We start from the raw sequence: 17,309 nt of genomic DNA, 5'->3' as shown, positions 1-17,309 counted from the left end.
CTATTTTTTTGTTTAATTTATTTAAACAAACTTTACATGTTACGTATTCTTTATTTGAAGTTGAATCGTTTACTTTATTCCAATCAATACCACATAAAGTTTTTGAAATTATAAATTTTGTATTCCATTCTGAGCCTATATAATGTATCATAAAAAATTATTTGTTTGTTATTATATTGCAAATATATAAATACTTTTTTTAATAAAAAAACTTTTTACTAATTATTTTGTATTGGTTCTTGAAAAACTGCATCTTTTACCGTTGTCATACACCAAAGAATTGCCGTCTTTTATCGTTGTGTAAAGCAAAGAATCTCTACTGCTAAAATAATCATTAATGTTAATATTTTCGTTTATTGCCTCTAATTTACGTTTAGATAATTCCTCTTCAAAATCCCTTTTTAACTCCATAAATAAATTAATACTTTCAGCGGTGGTTTTATCTCTGAATAATATAATTTTTAAATCTTGTAAATTTTCGTTTTGGTTTTTAATCCCTGTTAAAATATTCCAATAATTTGTTAATCTGTTTTTCATAATTTAAATTTTAGTTATTATTTCATTTTCTGTTAAAATTAAATCTTTTTTAATTAACCCTTTTTCTTTTAAAATTGTAGCAAGGTTTACAGCTTCCTTTAAATTGTATTCCTTTTTCTTTTGGTAGTGTAATGCTTGTGGGCTTACTCCTGTGTACTTACTTAACCTATATGCGGTTAAATCTGTTTGTCTTAATAATTGTTCTATTGCATTTGCCATATTTATAATTTTAAAATTTCTTGTTTTACTTCTTGCCAATATTCTAAATCTGCATCTTCAGGGCAATCTGAATGAATTGAATATTTATTTATAACTTCAATTATCTCATCAACTGCTATTAATGCACATTGTTTTGCTGTTTTCCAATCTCTTTCTAATATTACTCCAAACTCTATTGGCTTAATAGTTTCTGCATAATTTTCAACTAACTCAATTGCTTTTTCTTTTGGTGTCATTTTATCTGTTTTTTAAGGTTTTCAATAGTTTTTTCTAACTCGCTGATATAGTTTTCAATTTTAATAAATGCTAAACCTAATTCGGTTTGTGCCATTACTTCAGCGTCTACTAATTCGCTACAATAAAGCTCGTGCATTTCTGCTCTTAATTCTTCTAATTTAGTTGCCATTAAATAAATCATTTAAATTATTAACACTTAACTCTTTTTCGCTTGTTTCTTGTAATATTATTCCCGCATCATATATTTTTAAATTAACCCAAGCCATTTCTTGCTCAAGCGTTGAAATTAAATTACTACCTAATGCAGAGTATTGTAATTTGAAATCTTTTAATTTCTTTTTGTTTTTTTCTGATAATCTTTCAAATAAATTTTTCATAGTCTATTTATTTAAAAAAAGTTAAATAAGCCTTATACGCTTCATATACTGCTTGTATTTGTTTAAAATCTTCTGTATTACGTTGAGTTTTATAAATTTCATCGCTTTCAAAAAAAACATCCCATTCCTCAATAGTTTTTTCTTTGCAACCTATTTTTATTTTATTGCCAATAATTGAGTGATTCCATTTACAAAAAATAGGTAAATATGCTTTATCTTTATTTTTGGCTGAACGCAAGTCGGCTGAATACAAGTTGGCTGATTCCAAGTTGGCTGAACGCAAGTCGGCTGAACGCAAGTCGGCTGAACGCAAGTCGGCTGAATACAAGTTGGCTGAACGCAAGTCGGCTGAACGCAAGTCGGCTGAACGCAAGTTGGCTGAACGCAAGTCGGCTGAATACAAGTTGGCTGATTCCAAGTCGGCTGAACGCAAGTCGGCTGAATACAAGTTGGCTGATTCCAAGTCGGCTGAACGCAAGTCGGCTGAAAGTAAAGAAACCTTTTCTTTTACCGCTTTTTCTACTGCATCTTTAATAGTTGCATTTTCTGATTCATAGGTAAATAATACATTACCAAAAATACTTTTAATTTCAATTTTTGTTTTCATAATATTTTTTTTTTAAATTGTTATTTGTTTGTTATTATGGTACAAATATAAAACGTTTAATTTTAATAAAAAAATTTTTTACTAATTATTTTTAAAATTCATGCAAAAAAATGTCTTACAATTACGTAAGACATTGAAAATATTGATAAAATAAAAATAAAATAAATTATTTTAGTTAAATATTTTTTTATTAAAAATAATATTTGTACATTTGCATTGTTATATTATATAACGTTTTCGGGCTTGGCGAAGTGGCTGAACACAAAACTTCAATATAATTACGAATTTTAAAATTAAGATAAAATGTCAAACGAAGCACTAAACGGCAATTTTGCCAAACCCGTGTTACAAGACGGTTTTTTGTACATAACTGTAATGTTTCCTTATCCAAGTGGAAGCGGTTTGCATTGCGGACATTACTACAATTATGCAATTATGGATAGTTATTGCAGATACAAAAAGTTTATCGGAAACCAAGTGTTTCAACCATTTGGTTATGATGCTTTTGGTTTACCTGCTGAAAACTACGCTAAAAAAGTAGGTCGTGATGCAAAAGAAATTACTTATGAAAATATAAATAATTTCAGAAAACAAATGCAGTCAATGAATACTAATTATGAGGAATTATTGATTACTTCTGATAAAGAGTATCAAGAAAAAACACAATGGCTATTTACCAAATTATTAGAAAATGGTTTAGCTTATAAAAAAGATAGCGAAGTAGATTATTGCAATAGTTGTGAAACTACATTGGCTCGTGAGCAAGTTAAAAATAATAAATGTGAGCGTTGTGAAACTGAAATATCAAAGAAAAATTTAAACCAATGGTATTTTAAAACAACTTGGTACAAACAAAGATTGATTGATAATTTAGATAAAATAGATTATCCTGAAAGCACTAAAAAACAACAACGTGAATGGTTGGAAAATTTGCACGATTGGTGTGTTTCTCGTCAAAGAAATTGGGGTTGTCCAATTCCGTTAGACAATGAAACTGATACTTTAGATACGTTTGTAGACAGTAGTTTTTATTTCATTACTTACTGTTTAATCAAAGGAATAAAACCAAAACAAGTTGATTTGTACGTAGGCGGAAGTGAACACGCTTGTATGCACTTAATTTATGCACGATTTATAACAATGTTTTTGTTTGATATTGGAGTAATTGATTTTGAAGAACCATTTAAAAAAGTAATTCATCAGGGAATGATTTTGAATAATGGCGAAAAAATGAGTAAATCAAAAGGTAATATTATAAATTTAGATAACTATGATAGTGATGAAATTCGTTTTTATTTGATGTTTATCGGTCATTATTTTGATGGTGGAAGTTGGTCAGATAAAAATATAATTGGAGTTCAAAGATTTATTAAAAAAATGGCAAATTGGTTGAATAAAAGCGGAAATGAAACTATTGATTTTGCTACATTCAAGAAACAAATTTTTGACTATACTGAAAGTTTCAAATTTAATAAAGTAGTAAGTTCATTTATGATTTTGTTGAACCAAAACAAAAACAAAAGTTTGTCAGACGATTGCAAAAATGAATTGATTTCACTTTTAGAGATTTATATGCCAAATGTCAGAACTAAACTTTCTGATTTACGAGAGGTTTCTGAAACTGTCTTGTAACGGTTTGCAGATTGGCGGTCGTTTTAATGCCGCCAATGTGCTGTTATAAGCTGGCACGGGTAATTTAGTAGAAACTTAATTTTAAAAGATAAATAAAAATGGAAGCACCAAAAGAATTTAAAGACCTAATAGGCACAAAACAAACACTTGGAGGTGGATTGTTTGGACAAAAGGAAACCCCAATGCAAGAGTATGATGTACTTGATTGGCGATGGGGAAGCGCACAAGTAATGAATATGAAAACAATGAAGGCAATACACCCGACTGTTGAATTACTTGTGAAAAGGGAAGGAATGAAAGCAAGTAGATGGACAAGGGGTTTTCCTTGTCGAAGTGTTGATTTGAAAGACGAGGATTAGTGCTTGCTGGTAACGGTTGCGTGTATGGGCTGGCGGCTTTTTCTGCCGCTTGCTTATACACGTTGTTACCAGCTGGCACGGATTATTAACAACAAAAGCTAATTAGATGAACGAAACAGTTTTAAATAATTTTTTGAGGGATGGCAAAAACGGCTTTGCCGAAGAATTTAACGTATTATCATTATTCGATGGTATGAGCTGCGGACAAATTGCCCTTAATAATGTAGGATTGAAACCTACACGATATTATGCAGCCGAAATAAAGAAACACGCCATACAATGCACAATGGATAATTTCCCTGATACTATTCAGATTGGAGATGTTACAAAAGTGAAAGGCCAAGATTTACCAAAAATTCATTTATTGATTGGAGGTAGCCCGTGTCAAGATTTTAGCAGGGCAAATAGTGTAAGGGATGGATTGAAAGGAATGAAATCAATGTTATTTTATGAATACATAAGATTACTGGAAGAAACTAAACCCGATTACTATTTGCTTGAAAATGTGATAATGGATGATTTAGGTTATAATACAATATCTGAATTATTAGGAACTGAACCTGTAAGACTTTGCGGAAGTAGAGTAAGTGGTGCATTGAGAGATAGATTATTTTGGACTAATATCGGGCCTGAAACTTTTGATTTATTTGGAAACAGAAAGTGTGCAATACCACAACCGAGAGATAAAAAGATAATGTTAAATGATGTTTTGGAATACGGATATTCTGATAAAAAGAAACACACTTGTTTAAATACAAGTTGTGGCCGAGACGCAAACCAAAGGTATATGTTGCATAGATACGCTACTACTGGAATGACTACCATTATTTATACGGATGAAACAATGGATGAAAGTAAAGGAGTAAGATATTGCACACAAACGGAACTTGAAAGGCTGCATAATATACCCGAAGGATATACAAGAAATTTAAACAAGGCACAAGCGGGCAATTTGATTGGGGATGGATGGACTGTTGGAATAGTTGAACATATCTTTTCTTTTTTAAAAGGGGAGGAAAAAAAATTATTTAAAACTGAACCGAAATGCTTAATCGAAGAACGTCCGTAGTGCTTGCTGGTAACGTTTTGCAGATACACGCTGTGAGCGTTGGAATGAGGGAGGGAAATAGCGTGTATGTGCTGTTATGCTCTCGTTTTGCGTGGGCAGGATTAACGAAATTATTAACTTAAAAAATAGAAACAATGTTTAAAAAAAGAAACTGGACAAAATGGGAACACGTAATGTTTGTAGAAGATTTCCGAGCAGGAATTAAAACCTTTGAACTATTAAGGCGTGTTGATTTAGATAGCGGAATTACTAAATGGAAAAGGGTTTATGTAAAACAATGCGTTCATTCACTTACTCACTTTCTTACGAAGTGGTGGGAGGGAAAGCAAAATGGAGCATAACGGTTGGGTATTGCCGAAGGCAGGGATTTGAAAGACAAAAGTTTAGATTTAAAAACAAAATTAACAAATACAAACCGAACATAGAGTTAAGCACTAAACCGCAATAGAGCAAAACCGATGTTATAAAACGTTTTATCAATGAAATTAAATGAAAAACAAATAAATGAAATACATAATATTTTTCAAATAGCAGAGAAATTTGTGTCTAAAATAACAAGAAAGTCATCATTTGATATTGGTTATGTAAAAATAAAAAACAAATGGTTATTAGGATTTCATTTAGAATTATACGCACGAAATAATAATAAACCTAAACACGCAGATATTCAATTTTGGATTGGAGAAGTAAAAGATTTTAAAAAAGAAACAATTGATTTATTTTTAGAAGATTTTGAATACACAGAAAAAAATGGATTAGAAATAGAAAATTTAAAAGTTTCTGAAATAGAAAAATATAAACTTCAACTTTACGACATGGTTTCAAAAAATGTTTTATAACGGTTGGGTATTGCCGAAGGCAGGGATTTGAAAGACAAAAGTTTCAACCTTGCACAAATGCCCAATAGAAGTACAAACGATTAATTAACCGAGAATGCCCTGCTTTTGGCAATACCTTGTTAGGTGCAGTGCTTTTCACAAATTTTGAAATATGGAATACACAGAAGAAATTTTAAAAATAGCCAAATTTATGGGATTAAACCCAATTAAAGGCTTTAATGAACACACAGGCAATCATTATTATTACTACAATAATGCTGAAATGCAAGATTACGAAGGATTACCATTTTATGATAATTGGAATGAAATAATGCCTGTTGTCATAAAGATTGAAAGTTTTGGTGGTGATGAAAACGAGTTGGATATTTTTGATAATTGTGTTCAACTTGGTGATGAAGAATTTGTCGGAAAAACAAAACTTGAAGCCGTTATTAAAGCTGTCAATTGGTGGGTGTCGCAGCATTGCACCTAACTATTGGCTAAACGCTATAAAAGTAATACTTATCTATGCCACGCCCTATAAAATATAATAAACCTCGAACTATTAAATTTTCAGAAGTTCAAGATAATACGCTTAATAAATTAGCAAGTTTTAATATAAATGTAGCTGAATTTATTAGACAAGCTATATCCGAAAAGCTACAAAGAGAAAAAATAGAAATTATTAAGCCAAAAGAAAAAAATATCTGTCCTTTTTAAAATAATTTAACAAAGTAATTCAAACCTATACGCTTTTCATTATCAAATCCAATACTTAAAATATTGGATTTTTTATTTTGAATACCAATTGAAGCATTAAATAATGGTGCGTTAAATTGACTATTATTGCTTACTCCAAAAACTACAAAGTATTTATTTTTTACTTTTGGCAAATCTACTTCTATATTTTGTGCTTTAATAACATAATCAAAACGCATTTGTTTTATTTTTCCCACAACTTCTCCGCTTACATAAGCATCAATATTGTTATCTTGAAATCGTTCTTTAAAAGCGTTTATTTCTATTGCTTTGTTATACGCTTCTATTTGTTGCAAACTATCCATTTTTAAAAATTCCATTTGCATACGATTATTTTCTTCAAATAATTTATCTATTTGAGAAACGTAAAAACCTACTCCAGCTGTATCACTTACTTTTTTTGTTATTGGCACGTGTACAACATTGGTTTTGATTATTGCTTTTCCTTTGATTTCTTTGGTTTGTATTTTTATCTTTTCTGCAATTTTTGGCTCTGGATTGCAACCACGAAAAAATAGCACTCCTAATAATAATATCCACCCAAACCATTGGAATATATCTACTAAATTAATCTTCTTTTCCATAGTATTTATTTTCAAATTCAACGTTGTAACCTAATTCTTTTAAAATTGCGTGTAATGCTGTTTGAACATCATCTCCAACATATCCATTATCAAATATTTCAGGGTTGGGGTGTTCTAATTCTTTATCGTTTAAAAGTAATTTTGTGCCAAATGTAGTACAGCAACCGTCCCCGCAAGTGTAATCCCATTCCTCAAAAGTTATTTTAATCTTCTTTTCCATTTACAATATCTTTTAATTGATTAAGTATATTTTCGTATTTGTTTCCCCAAAACATATTGCAATTATTAGCGTCTTCTTCTCTGTTAAAATTACAATAAGATTGCCAAAATTCTGAAGCTGGTGCTGTAAATCTATAACACATTAATCTTGATGGACATTTATTGTCCTTGCATTTAGCTATATCACTCATCTGCTAACTCTTTTATTGCATCGTTAATACTTTCTTGTTTGTAACCTAACTGAATTAATAAACCTGTAAAAATATCAAACATTTCTACCACTTCAAAATCATCGGTTTGAGTTTCTACTGTGTAAGTAGTTCCGTATTTTTTAATTTCTATTTTCATATTTCAATTTTAAAATTTTATGATATACTTTGTTTACTGATTCTTTGTTGCAACCCATTTTATAATAGTAATTTAATACTCTTTGTATTCTTTGTAAGTTTGAATATTTTTTTACATTCATAATTTTAATTATTTAAAACCCATTCAAGGGTATTTATTTTTATTTTAATTTCTTGTACCTCAATAATGCTATTTGAATAACCATTAAAAATATCTTTTTGTAATTGTTCAAGTTCAAAATGTAACTCAACTAATTCTGATTGTATTTTTTCTTTTGTTTTCATATTTAAAAAATTATAGGGTTAATACTTTTTTGGTTTTTGTAATAATTATAAATAACAAAACTGCTATTTGTATTTTTGAAATTAGTTTTAACCCAATCACTTGGTGGAGAAAAAGCCCCAAAGTTTTGATATTCAAAAGCACTTGAAGAAGTAAAATCTAATAGTAATTGGTGGCTATCACCTTTGCTAAATTCAATTTTGTAATTATGTAGCTTATATTCGTCAATATAGTTTTTAATTTTTTCAATTTGTACTGCGTCTAAATGTGGTTTAAAGCCAAACTTCATATTTTTATCATCTTTACCATGAGTTAAAATAAAACATCTGTTTTCTACGATATAATGGTCGATAAATTTTCTTTGATTGACTACCTTAACATTTTCGTATTTAAGCTCTATATACGCTTTAAATGCACTATTAACGATATATCCAAAACTTCCAGCGTGGTTGTCATTACAAATATTAATACATTCTATATTATTATAGTAAGGAATTAAAGCATCTATTAAACGTATTTTAAAACTTAATCCTACATCAAATGCTTTTTGATTATCCATATTTTGCGGTAAACTATGCCCTCCACGTGTAGTAACTGCATCGTAACCATCCATAAAATCGCCTAATTCATGTATGTGCAAAGTATCGGATTGTTGATTAATTAAAGTTTGCGAAACCATAGTTGCTAAACGCTTATCTACTTCTGCTTCATTCCAGGCACCATCATATAAACTATATCCGTTTTGGTTTACTTCCATTCCAATATGTACATCGGTATAAACTAATCTATCAAATATTGATAAATCTAATTTACGTTTTATTTTAGGTAATTTAATTGGAGTTATTAAATCTTTAAAAATGTTAGTAAAATCAATTTCTTTTTCTACTTCTTTTTCAGGGTCTACAAAGTTAGGATTTTTAACAAAAATACTACTTTTCTTTGTTTTAAACCACAAATGCTTAACTGAAGTATTTGGTACGTCTAATTCATCTGTCGCATCAAATACGCCCTCGTGTGTGTCTAATAAACGCTTTCTATTTCTTTTAACATAAGTGCGAAGTAAATCTAAATCTTTATTAAATGAATTACTATCATTTGTGTTTAATAGTTTCCTTGCAATTTCAGTATCGGTAGAGTTTCGATTATCTTGCAATAAATCGGTTAATTGTGTATCGTAATTTTTCCATTTTGAAATTCCCATAATTATTTTGTTTAAAAGTTTGTCAAATATAATAATTTTTTTTATATTTGCTACTTCATAATTAAGTTTAGAGTTAATAGTTAAGAAAAAACCCTTGCAATATTTGTAAGGGTTTTTTTTGTTTAAATTTTTTTATATTCTGTTTTGGCATCAAAACTTGGACAAGCTTTTAATACTCCTTTAAAATCTTTGTGTCCTTGTACTATTGCATTAGGGGATTTTTTTTTAGCTTGTTTTATTAGATATAATAAACTTTCTTTTTGTTTTGGTGTTCTAGTATCTTTTGGCTTTCCTTTTTCGTCTATGCCTCCAATATAACTAAAATGTATTGAATTAGAATTATATCCTTTAACACCGTTTGTAATTTGTTCGTAATTTGCTAATTCGTGTATAATTCCATTTGCATCAATTAACCTATGATAACCTACAGATTTCCATTTTAATACATCTTTCCAATAATTTAAAATTGATTGTTTAGTTGCATTTGGTTGTGTAGCTGTACAATGTATAACTATGTATTTTATTTCACGCATATTATTTAATTAAATCAATATCTTCTTTTACTTCTTTTGCTCTGTTTAATAATGTTTTTAACATTTTCCAAATATCAATTTTTAAAGCAGCTTCTATATTTTCTTTAATACTTACAAGCTCAATAAAAATTAAAAGTATTGCTACTAATTTGGTAAACATAAATTGAATTGTAAAATGTTGAGTAACAAACTCGTTTAATAAAAATTTATCAATTATATATAACATAATTATAGTAAGCTGATATAATAACATTTTACTTATAACGTGAGATAATTTTCTACTTTTAATGGAAACCCACCCATTTAGTTTTATGCTTTTAAATACACCTGTAAACGTATCTAAAAATATAACAATACCTACCGAAATAAGTAAACCTTGAATAGGTGCAAAAAATAAAGCTAATCCTGTAAATATATAATTAAGATATGTTTTCATTACTAATCAATAATATGTTTTATTTTAATAAATTTACAACTTCGTAACCAGCTTGTTCAAGTGCAACTTGCGTATAATATAACGCAGTTTCAATAGTTTGAGTTTCGCCTTTTTGCAATTCTACTGTAATGTTACCATTTGGTACGTTTGTACTAATTTCATTCGCTCTCTCTTTGAAAGCTTTTATACTTGCGTAGTTTGATGTGGCAATTTCTAAAGTAGTTCCGTTTGCTCTACCAGCAAACTCGATTCTACAATACACTTCAGGCATTTCAATAGTTGTGCCAGTAATAATAATTTTTGTTGTTTCTGTTGATTTTACTAATAATCCCATTTTGTTTTTGTTTTAAATTATAAATTGCCATCCAGTGGACTTGTTTACGTATAATCCCTCTACCACATCGGTACAATACACCATTAATCCAATAGCTGGACTTGCTATTGCTATTCTTTGTGCGTTTGTCATTCTTGGCGGTAGGAAACCCCGATTTGTACTATCTACTTGTAATTGGGCTGAATTTACTGGGTTAGCAGTACTTATCGCTACTCTTCCTAATGAATCAATAACTATCCTATCGGTAGCTACAGTTTGTAATCGTAAAAAATCTCTTCCGCTTCCTACTGAAAAAGAGTTTCCACTTCTAACGACAAATCTAGTTCCATCAATATTAATAGCTGTACCTGCTAAATACACTAAAGAGATGCTTTGCCCTGTTGCTAAGTTAAAGTTTGTAACGCCATCTCCTCTTACTTGAATTGTATCTAGCGTATCAACACTATTTCTAACTCTAAAAGGTATGTCAGTGGATAATACCCCTTGTGAGCGAACGTCAAGTCTTGCTTGTGGTGTTGTTGTTCCAACCCCTAACCTCTTATTTGTATTATCCCAAAACAAACCATTATCCCCTGTTTGAGTATTTGTGGCGTTCCAAAAAGCAACTTGACCATTTGCACCTGTTCCTGTAACTGGGTTTGTGATTACATTTTGCTTTGTAGCTAAAGCATCAAATACACCATTCGAGCTTACAGCGTTTGAACTACCGTCAGTTGGTACAGCATCTATTGTAATTGGTGCGGGAATATCTTCTAAAGTTATAAACGGATTAACACCATCTTCGCCATCGTTAACAAGCTCTGAAGTATTTGTAATTGTAGTTCCTGGTTCGCCTTGGTCTCCCTTATCTCCCTTATCTCCTTTTAAACCTTGTATGCCTTGCTCTCCCTGAATACCTTGTATACCTTGTATTCCTTGTATACCTTGGTCGCCTTTATCTCCTTTTAAACCTTGCTCTCCTAATCCATTAGCTACAATAGTAACATCATTATTGTTTTGCTCTAAAACAACCGTAGTTAAAATATCGTTTTCCTCAATTAAAACAGTTGCCGAAAAGTCGTTAGGCTCAATTATAATAGTTGTGTTAGACATCTTGTGTAATTTGCCAAAAGTTAGTAAAATAAGTTATTTTAGTATTAGTTTCTGTAATTATTTCTAAAGAAAAAATATAATTAAATGCTGGGTAATTCATATCACGAGGCATTAAAAATATTTCTCCATTTGTAGGCGTTGGAATTGTAATAGTATTGTCTTCTGTTGAAAATAAAAAAGCATTATTTTGACCAGCCCCTTTTTTAAATGGAATATTAATAGTATAACCTGTTAAATCCATAGGAGTTTTATCTTCGCCCACACCATCATACAAAGTCATTTTTAAACCTGTAAAAGTATCGCCTTGTCTTATATCTTTTATAAAATTGTTATTTGCACAGCTCATGTTATCCTATTCTTGAAATTCTAAAATTTTTATTATTCGATTTTATACCACATTTAAAATACTTTGCTATATTATTTCGCATTAAATAGCTTTCAACATTCAACCAAAGGTTAAAAGCATAGTTGCAATTATGCTCGTATAATGTTTTTTTCATTGGGTAGTCAATCTTTTCTGAAACGTCATTATTCATTTTGGCTTTTAAACCAAATGCAGTATCTATTACATCACCATAAAGAACATATCTTGCATAAGCATAATGCGCTAAAACAGCTTTTAAACCTACGTTAGTATATGTTATGCCATTATATTCGTAAATAACACCTTCTAATAAATCAGTCCAATCTGAAGTATTATTTATTACATCGTAGTATAATTGCTCACCTAACAAAGGGTATAAATCCACCATTTGTGCCTGTAAAATTAATTCATTTAATTTTGCATTATTAATTGAATTACTTAACTGTTTGTATTGCTGTATTTCAGCACGTGTTATTAAAGGCGTTGTTATCATACTATCGTGTTGTTAGGTGCTGGTAAAGCGATTAACGGTTGTATAAAAATATATTTTCCATTCCAATTTGGTAAATTTTGCACTATATCATTTACAATAGTTTCTAACATATTGCGCTCTTTTGATGTGTTTTCCCAATACATTTTTTTAGCCTCTAATAAACTTGCCCCGCTGTTACCAAACATTGCACTATCAGGTGATTTGACCAAAGCAACGGGCAAGTTATTAAACGCCATTAATATATTTTTAGATACTGAATTTTCAGTATATTCAAACATCTTATCATCAAGCTCAGAATTAATAGTTTGTATTTTAAAAATACTATCTATACCATTTATAAAGTCCGGGCTTTCAATCATCAAAGCACCGCCAGCATTTTCACTACCGATAAACTTTTCAATTGTTGCCTTAACCTCATCCGCCTCCGCTTGTCTTGTTGCAAATTGTCTGTTTCTTACTAATTGTCCCGCATCGTTTACAATCATTTCAGGCTCATCATTGCTTACTAAAGGAGGCGTCATTATAACTGTTTTACCAAAGAAACCTTTGCGTAAAATCATATTCTTATAGATAGCCGCTTGACTTTCAGAATCGCAATCATTTAAAACCGCATCAATTCTAGATAGTGGATAAAAATACCTGCTATCTAAATTTATATACAAAATTTGTCCTTTGTATTTTTCAATACTTCCAGCCTTTTCAATTTGTGATTTAACTACATTTTGATTTTTGTTAAATACATCAAAAATTATAGGGGTTTCTTTACTATCTGACCAGTCATTTTTGAATAGTATTTTTCCGTTATAATTTTTACTATCTTTTTTACCTAAACGTATTTTTGTAAAATCAATAACTTTTGGGTTTAACTCCTCAAAATTTAGGTTATAATCAAAATGAATGGCTACACCTCTTTGGCGTACTAAACTATCCGCTATATCAATAGCAAAATCAATTAATTTTTGGTCTGTATTTATTTGAAAGTTATCAGCTTCGCCAAACCCCTTACCTAATAAGTATTGTACCATTATTTCAGATGCCATTTTAGCAGTTACGGAGTTGTTTATAACTCTATCAATTCGCTCAGGGTATAAATTATCCTCTCCGTTTTGATAAATTTCTAATTTTTTATCCCACTTAACCGCCCTTTTGATTATATCTAGGACTGTAACTTTCATTATTTAGTGGTTTTTTTATTTTTAATTTGTGTAGTTTCTTTTACTTCTTTTATTTCTGTAGGATATACCTCGAATAAATCTTCTAATTTAAAATCTTTGTTTAAATCTTTAAATCTTTTTATTAACTTTTCAGCGTAACGGTCTGTAATGTTTTCATTTGTAATTAAAAGAGAACCACCAAATTCTAATTGTAAACCTTCTCTTTTTTTGTGCAGTAAATATTGTGATTTATTTTCCATTTTTCTGTACTTTTTAATAAATTCTTTGTGATAACTTACAATGCATTTTTGACAAGCAGCGTTTACAGTTTCAACAAAGAATTCTAATTTATAATCTATTAAGAATAATTTTAAAAGTGAAACATTATCGGAGGTCTTGCCCCCGATAATTGATTCCACATTCATTTCATGCCACTTATGAGCTAAATTTTGCATCAAATGCAGTCTTAGTTGTAGCGTAGTCAGTTTCTAATAATGTCATTGGAACTGTAGGCTCTTCAAATCCTTCTGTACTTTCCAAAGTGAATGAAATTGTACCGTCGTTTTCTTTTGAGTTGTAAGTCAAAGTCATTAACTCTAAACCTGATTTTAACCCATAAACTTGAAACGCATCAGCATTAGATGCACCTTTCCATTTTTGCTCTACAACAACTACATATTTACCACCTTCTGAAAGATGAGTAGCTTGTAATTTGTTTGCAGCACTTGGATTTAAAATAACACCTGTAAACATATGTTTAAATTTGTCAGGTCCAAATTCTTTTTTAACCAATTCGTAACTAGTACCATTGATTTGTTTTACACCTTGTAATAAAAAAGCCGTTTTAGTAGCTTTTAATGCCAAGTTTGTAAGTAATATTTTATTCGTTCCACTTACCGTAGTAGTAGCAATGTTTATATCCTCAGCATTGATTAACAATACATCAGTTTCTAAACCTCTTACACTTGGATTTGCACAATCAAATAAAAAGTCTGCGGTGATTAATCCTTCGCAAGCCATATTTTTATATTTTAAAAGTTAAAAAAAGTAACGGCTTAGTAAGCCGCTACTGTTAAATATTTCTCTAAATGTTTAGCATCCATAGTGTAAACACCATCGATAACATTTACTTTATGATATTGGTCATAGAAAGCATCTAAAGCTCCAAAGTCATCAGTTGCTAAAGTACCAATTTTTAAGTTCCTTGGAGTTGATAAAACCGCTCTGTGAGGTAAGTTCCATTTAGTTCCGTTGTCTTGGTAAGCTGCAATAACTCTATCCCAAACATCAATTTTTACAACAGGAATTCCTCTGTAAGTTAATGTTACTAATCCATTTTCGTTTATAATAGTATTACCAGCTCCACTATTTTGGATTGATTCTAAGTCATTTAAGTAACCATCAAATATTGAACGTGTTACGTAAAATTTAGCATTTCCTGAATCTAATAATCTAGAGTCAGCTTTTGCATACATAGATTTTAAAGTTGCGATTGCATCTCCTGAAGCTAATGCTTGTAATGCATAAGATGCACCAGCGTTTTTAGTAATTGCTACATATTTAGCGTCAGTAGTTGGAACCTCTGTAAAAATTTGTTTGAAAAATCCGTTGTAAGAATTAAAGAAACCTAAGTCAGTACCTACTTTAAATACACCTCCACCAGTTGTTAAGGCTGCAGCAGTATCATTAAACCAAGCTTGACGTAGTAAGTTTTCGTTAAAACCTTCTACAACTTTAGCAACTAAAAAGTTACCTACTACACTGTTTGAACCTTCAATTACATTGTAAAAGTCAGGATTCATTTTTGACATTTGACGAATCAATTTGTCTTGTGCGTTTGCGTCAGCTGAACAGTGTTCTAATCTAAAGTCCATATCAACTGGAGTCCAAGTTTTCTCAGTTAATGCAACACCCGCAACTGCGTTTGGCGTACACCCTGTTACGGTTTTACCCATTAAACCCATTCTACCAGCGAATACGATTTGCTGATTGTATTTGATACCTTGTTCGATATCGTGCAACTCATTAAGAGTTGGGTCGCCAAAAGTTAATTCATTGATTACTTTTGACCAGTCTTTAAGTTCTTCTCTATTAAAAGCAAAACTTGATGTAATTTCTGATGCCATAGTTATTTACGTCTTTTGTTTTTTAAATTTTCTAATGCAGATAAAGCGTTGTTTGTAACAAGCTCACCTTTTTTGTTTTCTTTTTTCTCTTCTGCTGTAAATCTTGAAGTGATACCAGCTTTCAATTCCTTAACCTCTTTTACGATGTTAGTAATTTGAGCTTCTTGCTCTTCAATTTTTGTAGCATTAGCTTGTAATTCAGCTTCTTTTTCAGCTAATTGTTTACGTAAGGCGTCTAACTCTTCGTTAACGTCGTCTACTACAACAATTTCTGTTAATTCTCCAGCAGCGAAAATATAAGTACTACCGTCAGGCATAATGTACTCTCCCTCTGCAGGTTGTCCGTCAATCGTAGCCATTGCACCAACAGCTGGAGTTTCTCCTTCTGCTACTTCTGCAAAGTCTATCGCTACACCGTTAGCGTCTTGTAAAACTATGTTTACAATTTGCTTTTTAAATGTGTTTAGAATTGCAGAGAATTTCTCTTCAATCCAGCTTTTGTCTTCTTTTGTCATTGGTTTATCATTATTTAATTTAAGATACGCTTTTGCAAGGATAGGCTCGTTTAATACTGTTGCAAAACCTAAAGATGTTGCTTGGTCTTCTGTTAACCAAGTTTCATTTCTTAATAGCGGTGCAATTGCATCAGTTCCTAATCCTGTTTGGTTTGTGTAAAATTTAATAAGTTTATTTTCGCAATCCCTTACGCTTTGTGCATACGCTTCAATTTCATCAGCGGTGCCATCAATTCCACCCATAGGGCTGTGAATCATAAATTGAGTACCACTTGTTAAAATTCTTTTATCACCAGCCATAAAAATAACCGTAGCAATAGAAGCAACTAAGCCACTGCCTACAGTTGTAATTGGTAATTTTAAAGATTTAATGTAATTGAAAATATCAAAGCCAGTATCTACAACACCACCCTCTGAATTTATATGTACACGAAAAGAAGTTGCACCTGCTTGTGCTTTGACTTGTTGAATAATATCGATAAGCTCTGTACCTTTTTGGTCTTCATAGCTTCCGATAAGTCCGTTTATATAAATAGTTCCTTCCATACGTACAAAGATACGAGGCTATTTATTGTGTTTTTTACAACGTATTTTGTAAAAAAATATATTGTAAGTAGGTAATTTTGAGTATGATATTACTTACAATTTCTTTATTAGCACTTATTTATTCTTTGAGTGTTCAAAGCTATCGGGCTATAAAAAAAGCATTCACTCCAGCGTATAAAAAAACTCCCGAATACCAGGAGTTTAAAAATCAATTGTATAAAATTTTAGCGAAGCATAAAGTTAATAATGTTTCTAATAGTATTTTCTGAACAATTATACTTGTCCGCACAATAAGTTATAGCTATTGATTTTTTATTATTTTTTACTTCACTTAAATAAGTTTCATAAACTGTAATATAATCCATAATATGTACTGGAATAATTCCACGTTTTACATATTCTAAAAATACCTTATAATTAATTTTTTTTAAAAATTCGTAGTTTACCATTTGTGTAGCGGACAAGTTT

The 17,309-nt window shown here is 30.5% G+C and carries 29 protein-coding genes; 6 read left to right on the top strand and 23 right to left on the bottom strand.

The window, feature by feature from the left end; all coding sequences use genetic code 11:
- Positions 1–222: 222 nt before the first annotated feature.
- From ACIQ32_RS12200 to ACIQ32_RS12175, 6 genes are read right to left on the bottom strand one after another with little or no spacing between them, the layout of a single operon-like run.
- Complete coding sequence (locus tag ACIQ32_RS12200; protein ID WP_396195954.1) at positions 223–537, bottom strand: hypothetical protein; 315 nt, start codon at positions 535–537, stop codon at positions 223–225.
- Between the two features lie 3 nt (positions 538–540).
- Positions 541–756, bottom strand: a complete 216-nt coding sequence (locus tag ACIQ32_RS12195; protein WP_396195953.1) for a hypothetical protein — start codon at positions 754–756, stop codon at positions 541–543.
- A gap of 2 nt (positions 757–758) precedes the next feature.
- Positions 759–992, bottom strand: coding sequence for a hypothetical protein (locus ACIQ32_RS12190; protein WP_396195952.1), 234 nt, complete (start codon positions 990–992; stop codon positions 759–761).
- Positions 989–1,162, bottom strand: a complete 174-nt coding sequence (locus ACIQ32_RS12185) for a hypothetical protein (RefSeq protein WP_396195951.1) — start codon at positions 1,160–1,162, stop codon at positions 989–991. Before ACIQ32_RS12185 ends, ACIQ32_RS12190 begins: the two co-directional genes overlap by 4 nt.
- A complete protein-coding gene (locus ACIQ32_RS12180) occupies positions 1,152–1,370 on the bottom strand; it encodes a hypothetical protein (protein WP_396195950.1) in 219 nt (72 codons plus the stop codon). Before ACIQ32_RS12180 ends, ACIQ32_RS12185 begins: the two co-directional genes overlap by 11 nt.
- Positions 1,371–1,377: 7 nt before the next feature.
- Positions 1,378–1,977, bottom strand: a complete 600-nt coding sequence (locus tag ACIQ32_RS12175) for a pentapeptide repeat-containing protein (protein ID WP_396195949.1) — start codon at positions 1,975–1,977, stop codon at positions 1,378–1,380.
- Between the two features lie 303 nt (positions 1,978–2,280).
- On the opposite strand from ACIQ32_RS12175, the gene ACIQ32_RS12170 reads away from it, so the two are divergent.
- The 6 genes from ACIQ32_RS12170 (at position 2,281) to ACIQ32_RS12145 (ending at position 6,575) form a co-directional block, all read left to right on the top strand.
- Complete coding sequence (locus ACIQ32_RS12170) at positions 2,281–3,609, top strand: class I tRNA ligase family protein (RefSeq protein WP_396195948.1); 1,329 nt, start codon at positions 2,281–2,283, stop codon at positions 3,607–3,609.
- 98 nt (positions 3,610–3,707) lie between these two features.
- Positions 3,708–3,968, top strand: coding sequence for a hypothetical protein (locus ACIQ32_RS12165; RefSeq protein ID WP_396195947.1), 261 nt, complete (start codon positions 3,708–3,710; stop codon positions 3,966–3,968).
- A 106-nt stretch (positions 3,969–4,074) separates the two neighbouring features.
- Positions 4,075–5,037: a DNA cytosine methyltransferase gene (locus tag ACIQ32_RS12160; RefSeq protein WP_396195946.1), complete on the top strand. Its 963-nt coding sequence runs from the start codon at positions 4,075–4,077 to the stop codon at positions 5,035–5,037.
- Positions 5,038–5,516: 479 nt separating this feature from the next.
- Positions 5,517–5,876, top strand: a complete 360-nt coding sequence (locus ACIQ32_RS12155; RefSeq protein WP_396195945.1) for a hypothetical protein — start codon at positions 5,517–5,519, stop codon at positions 5,874–5,876.
- 151 nt (positions 5,877–6,027) lie between these two features.
- Positions 6,028–6,348 carry a hypothetical protein gene (locus ACIQ32_RS12150; RefSeq protein WP_396195944.1) on the top strand — a complete coding sequence of 107 codons (321 nt, stop codon included), beginning with the start codon at positions 6,028–6,030 and terminating at the stop codon, positions 6,346–6,348.
- A 35-nt stretch (positions 6,349–6,383) separates the two neighbouring features.
- Positions 6,384–6,575 carry a hypothetical protein gene (locus ACIQ32_RS12145; RefSeq protein WP_396195943.1) on the top strand — a complete coding sequence of 64 codons (192 nt, stop codon included), beginning with the start codon at positions 6,384–6,386 and terminating at the stop codon, positions 6,573–6,575.
- Here the strand turns inward: ACIQ32_RS12145 and ACIQ32_RS12140 are convergent.
- The 17 genes from ACIQ32_RS12140 to ACIQ32_RS12060 all read right to left on the bottom strand — a co-directional run bounded on the left by ACIQ32_RS12140 (position 6,572) and on the right by ACIQ32_RS12060 (position 16,841).
- Positions 6,572–7,198 (bottom strand): hypothetical protein, encoded by a 627-nt coding sequence (locus tag ACIQ32_RS12140; RefSeq protein WP_396195942.1) that lies wholly within the window; start codon positions 7,196–7,198, stop codon positions 6,572–6,574. The two genes, ACIQ32_RS12145 and ACIQ32_RS12140, sit on opposite strands and share 4 nt — an antisense overlap.
- A complete protein-coding gene (locus tag ACIQ32_RS12135) occupies positions 7,182–7,418 on the bottom strand; it encodes a hypothetical protein (protein WP_396195941.1) in 237 nt (78 codons plus the stop codon). The genes ACIQ32_RS12140 and ACIQ32_RS12135 overlap by 17 nt, the downstream gene beginning before the upstream one ends.
- Positions 7,402–7,608: a hypothetical protein gene (locus ACIQ32_RS12130; protein ID WP_396195940.1), complete on the bottom strand. Its 207-nt coding sequence runs from the start codon at positions 7,606–7,608 to the stop codon at positions 7,402–7,404. Before ACIQ32_RS12130 ends, ACIQ32_RS12135 begins: the two co-directional genes overlap by 17 nt.
- Positions 7,601–7,765: a hypothetical protein gene (locus ACIQ32_RS12125; RefSeq protein ID WP_396195939.1), complete on the bottom strand. Its 165-nt coding sequence runs from the start codon at positions 7,763–7,765 to the stop codon at positions 7,601–7,603. The genes ACIQ32_RS12130 and ACIQ32_RS12125 overlap by 8 nt, the downstream gene beginning before the upstream one ends.
- Before the next feature lie 125 nt (positions 7,766–7,890).
- Positions 7,891–8,049: a hypothetical protein gene (locus ACIQ32_RS12120; protein WP_396195938.1), complete on the bottom strand. Its 159-nt coding sequence runs from the start codon at positions 8,047–8,049 to the stop codon at positions 7,891–7,893.
- A gap of 2 nt (positions 8,050–8,051) precedes the next feature.
- A complete protein-coding gene (locus tag ACIQ32_RS12115; protein WP_396195937.1) occupies positions 8,052–9,248 on the bottom strand; it encodes a hypothetical protein in 1,197 nt (398 codons plus the stop codon).
- Between the two features lie 122 nt (positions 9,249–9,370).
- Positions 9,371–9,781 carry an N-acetylmuramoyl-L-alanine amidase gene (locus ACIQ32_RS12110; protein ID WP_396195936.1) on the bottom strand — a complete coding sequence of 137 codons (411 nt, stop codon included), beginning with the start codon at positions 9,779–9,781 and terminating at the stop codon, positions 9,371–9,373.
- Position 9,782: 1 nt separating this feature from the next.
- Positions 9,783–10,217, bottom strand: a complete 435-nt coding sequence (locus ACIQ32_RS12105) for a phage holin family protein (RefSeq protein ID WP_396195935.1) — start codon at positions 10,215–10,217, stop codon at positions 9,783–9,785.
- A 19-nt stretch (positions 10,218–10,236) separates the two neighbouring features.
- The gene (locus ACIQ32_RS12100; protein ID WP_396195934.1) at positions 10,237–10,551 is read right to left on the bottom strand and encodes a hypothetical protein; all 315 of its coding nucleotides are present in this window, start codon (positions 10,549–10,551) and stop codon (positions 10,237–10,239) included.
- A 12-nt stretch (positions 10,552–10,563) separates the two neighbouring features.
- Positions 10,564–11,643, bottom strand: a complete 1,080-nt coding sequence (locus tag ACIQ32_RS12095) for a hypothetical protein (protein ID WP_396195933.1) — start codon at positions 11,641–11,643, stop codon at positions 10,564–10,566.
- A complete protein-coding gene (locus ACIQ32_RS12090; RefSeq protein WP_396195932.1) occupies positions 11,636–11,989 on the bottom strand; it encodes a hypothetical protein in 354 nt (117 codons plus the stop codon). The genes ACIQ32_RS12095 and ACIQ32_RS12090 overlap by 8 nt, the downstream gene beginning before the upstream one ends.
- Position 11,990: 1 nt before the next feature.
- Entirely contained in the window at positions 11,991–12,500 is a 510-nt protein-coding gene (locus ACIQ32_RS12085; protein WP_396195931.1) for a hypothetical protein, read from the bottom strand.
- Complete coding sequence (locus ACIQ32_RS12080; RefSeq protein ID WP_396195930.1) at positions 12,497–13,675, bottom strand: hypothetical protein; 1,179 nt, start codon at positions 13,673–13,675, stop codon at positions 12,497–12,499. Before ACIQ32_RS12080 ends, ACIQ32_RS12085 begins: the two co-directional genes overlap by 4 nt.
- Positions 13,675–14,109: a hypothetical protein gene (locus ACIQ32_RS12075; RefSeq protein WP_396195929.1), complete on the bottom strand. Its 435-nt coding sequence runs from the start codon at positions 14,107–14,109 to the stop codon at positions 13,675–13,677. Before ACIQ32_RS12075 ends, ACIQ32_RS12080 begins: the two co-directional genes overlap by 1 nt.
- Positions 14,090–14,674 carry a hypothetical protein gene (locus ACIQ32_RS12070; protein ID WP_396195928.1) on the bottom strand — a complete coding sequence of 195 codons (585 nt, stop codon included), beginning with the start codon at positions 14,672–14,674 and terminating at the stop codon, positions 14,090–14,092. The genes ACIQ32_RS12075 and ACIQ32_RS12070 overlap by 20 nt, the downstream gene beginning before the upstream one ends.
- Positions 14,675–14,709: 35 nt before the next feature.
- A complete protein-coding gene (locus ACIQ32_RS12065; RefSeq protein ID WP_396195927.1) occupies positions 14,710–15,780 on the bottom strand; it encodes a hypothetical protein in 1,071 nt (356 codons plus the stop codon).
- A gap of 2 nt (positions 15,781–15,782) precedes the next feature.
- Positions 15,783–16,841, bottom strand: a complete 1,059-nt coding sequence (locus tag ACIQ32_RS12060) for an ATP-dependent Clp protease proteolytic subunit (protein ID WP_396195926.1) — start codon at positions 16,839–16,841, stop codon at positions 15,783–15,785.
- Positions 16,842–17,309: the final 468 nt, after the last annotated feature.

Source organism: Flavobacterium sp. (genome assembly GCF_044373165.1).
In the GTDB taxonomy this organism is placed as follows: Bacteria; Bacteroidota; Bacteroidia; order Flavobacteriales; family Flavobacteriaceae; genus Flavobacterium.
Note: the sequence above shows the minus strand (reverse complement) of the source record. Positions and strands in the feature narration are given on the sequence as shown.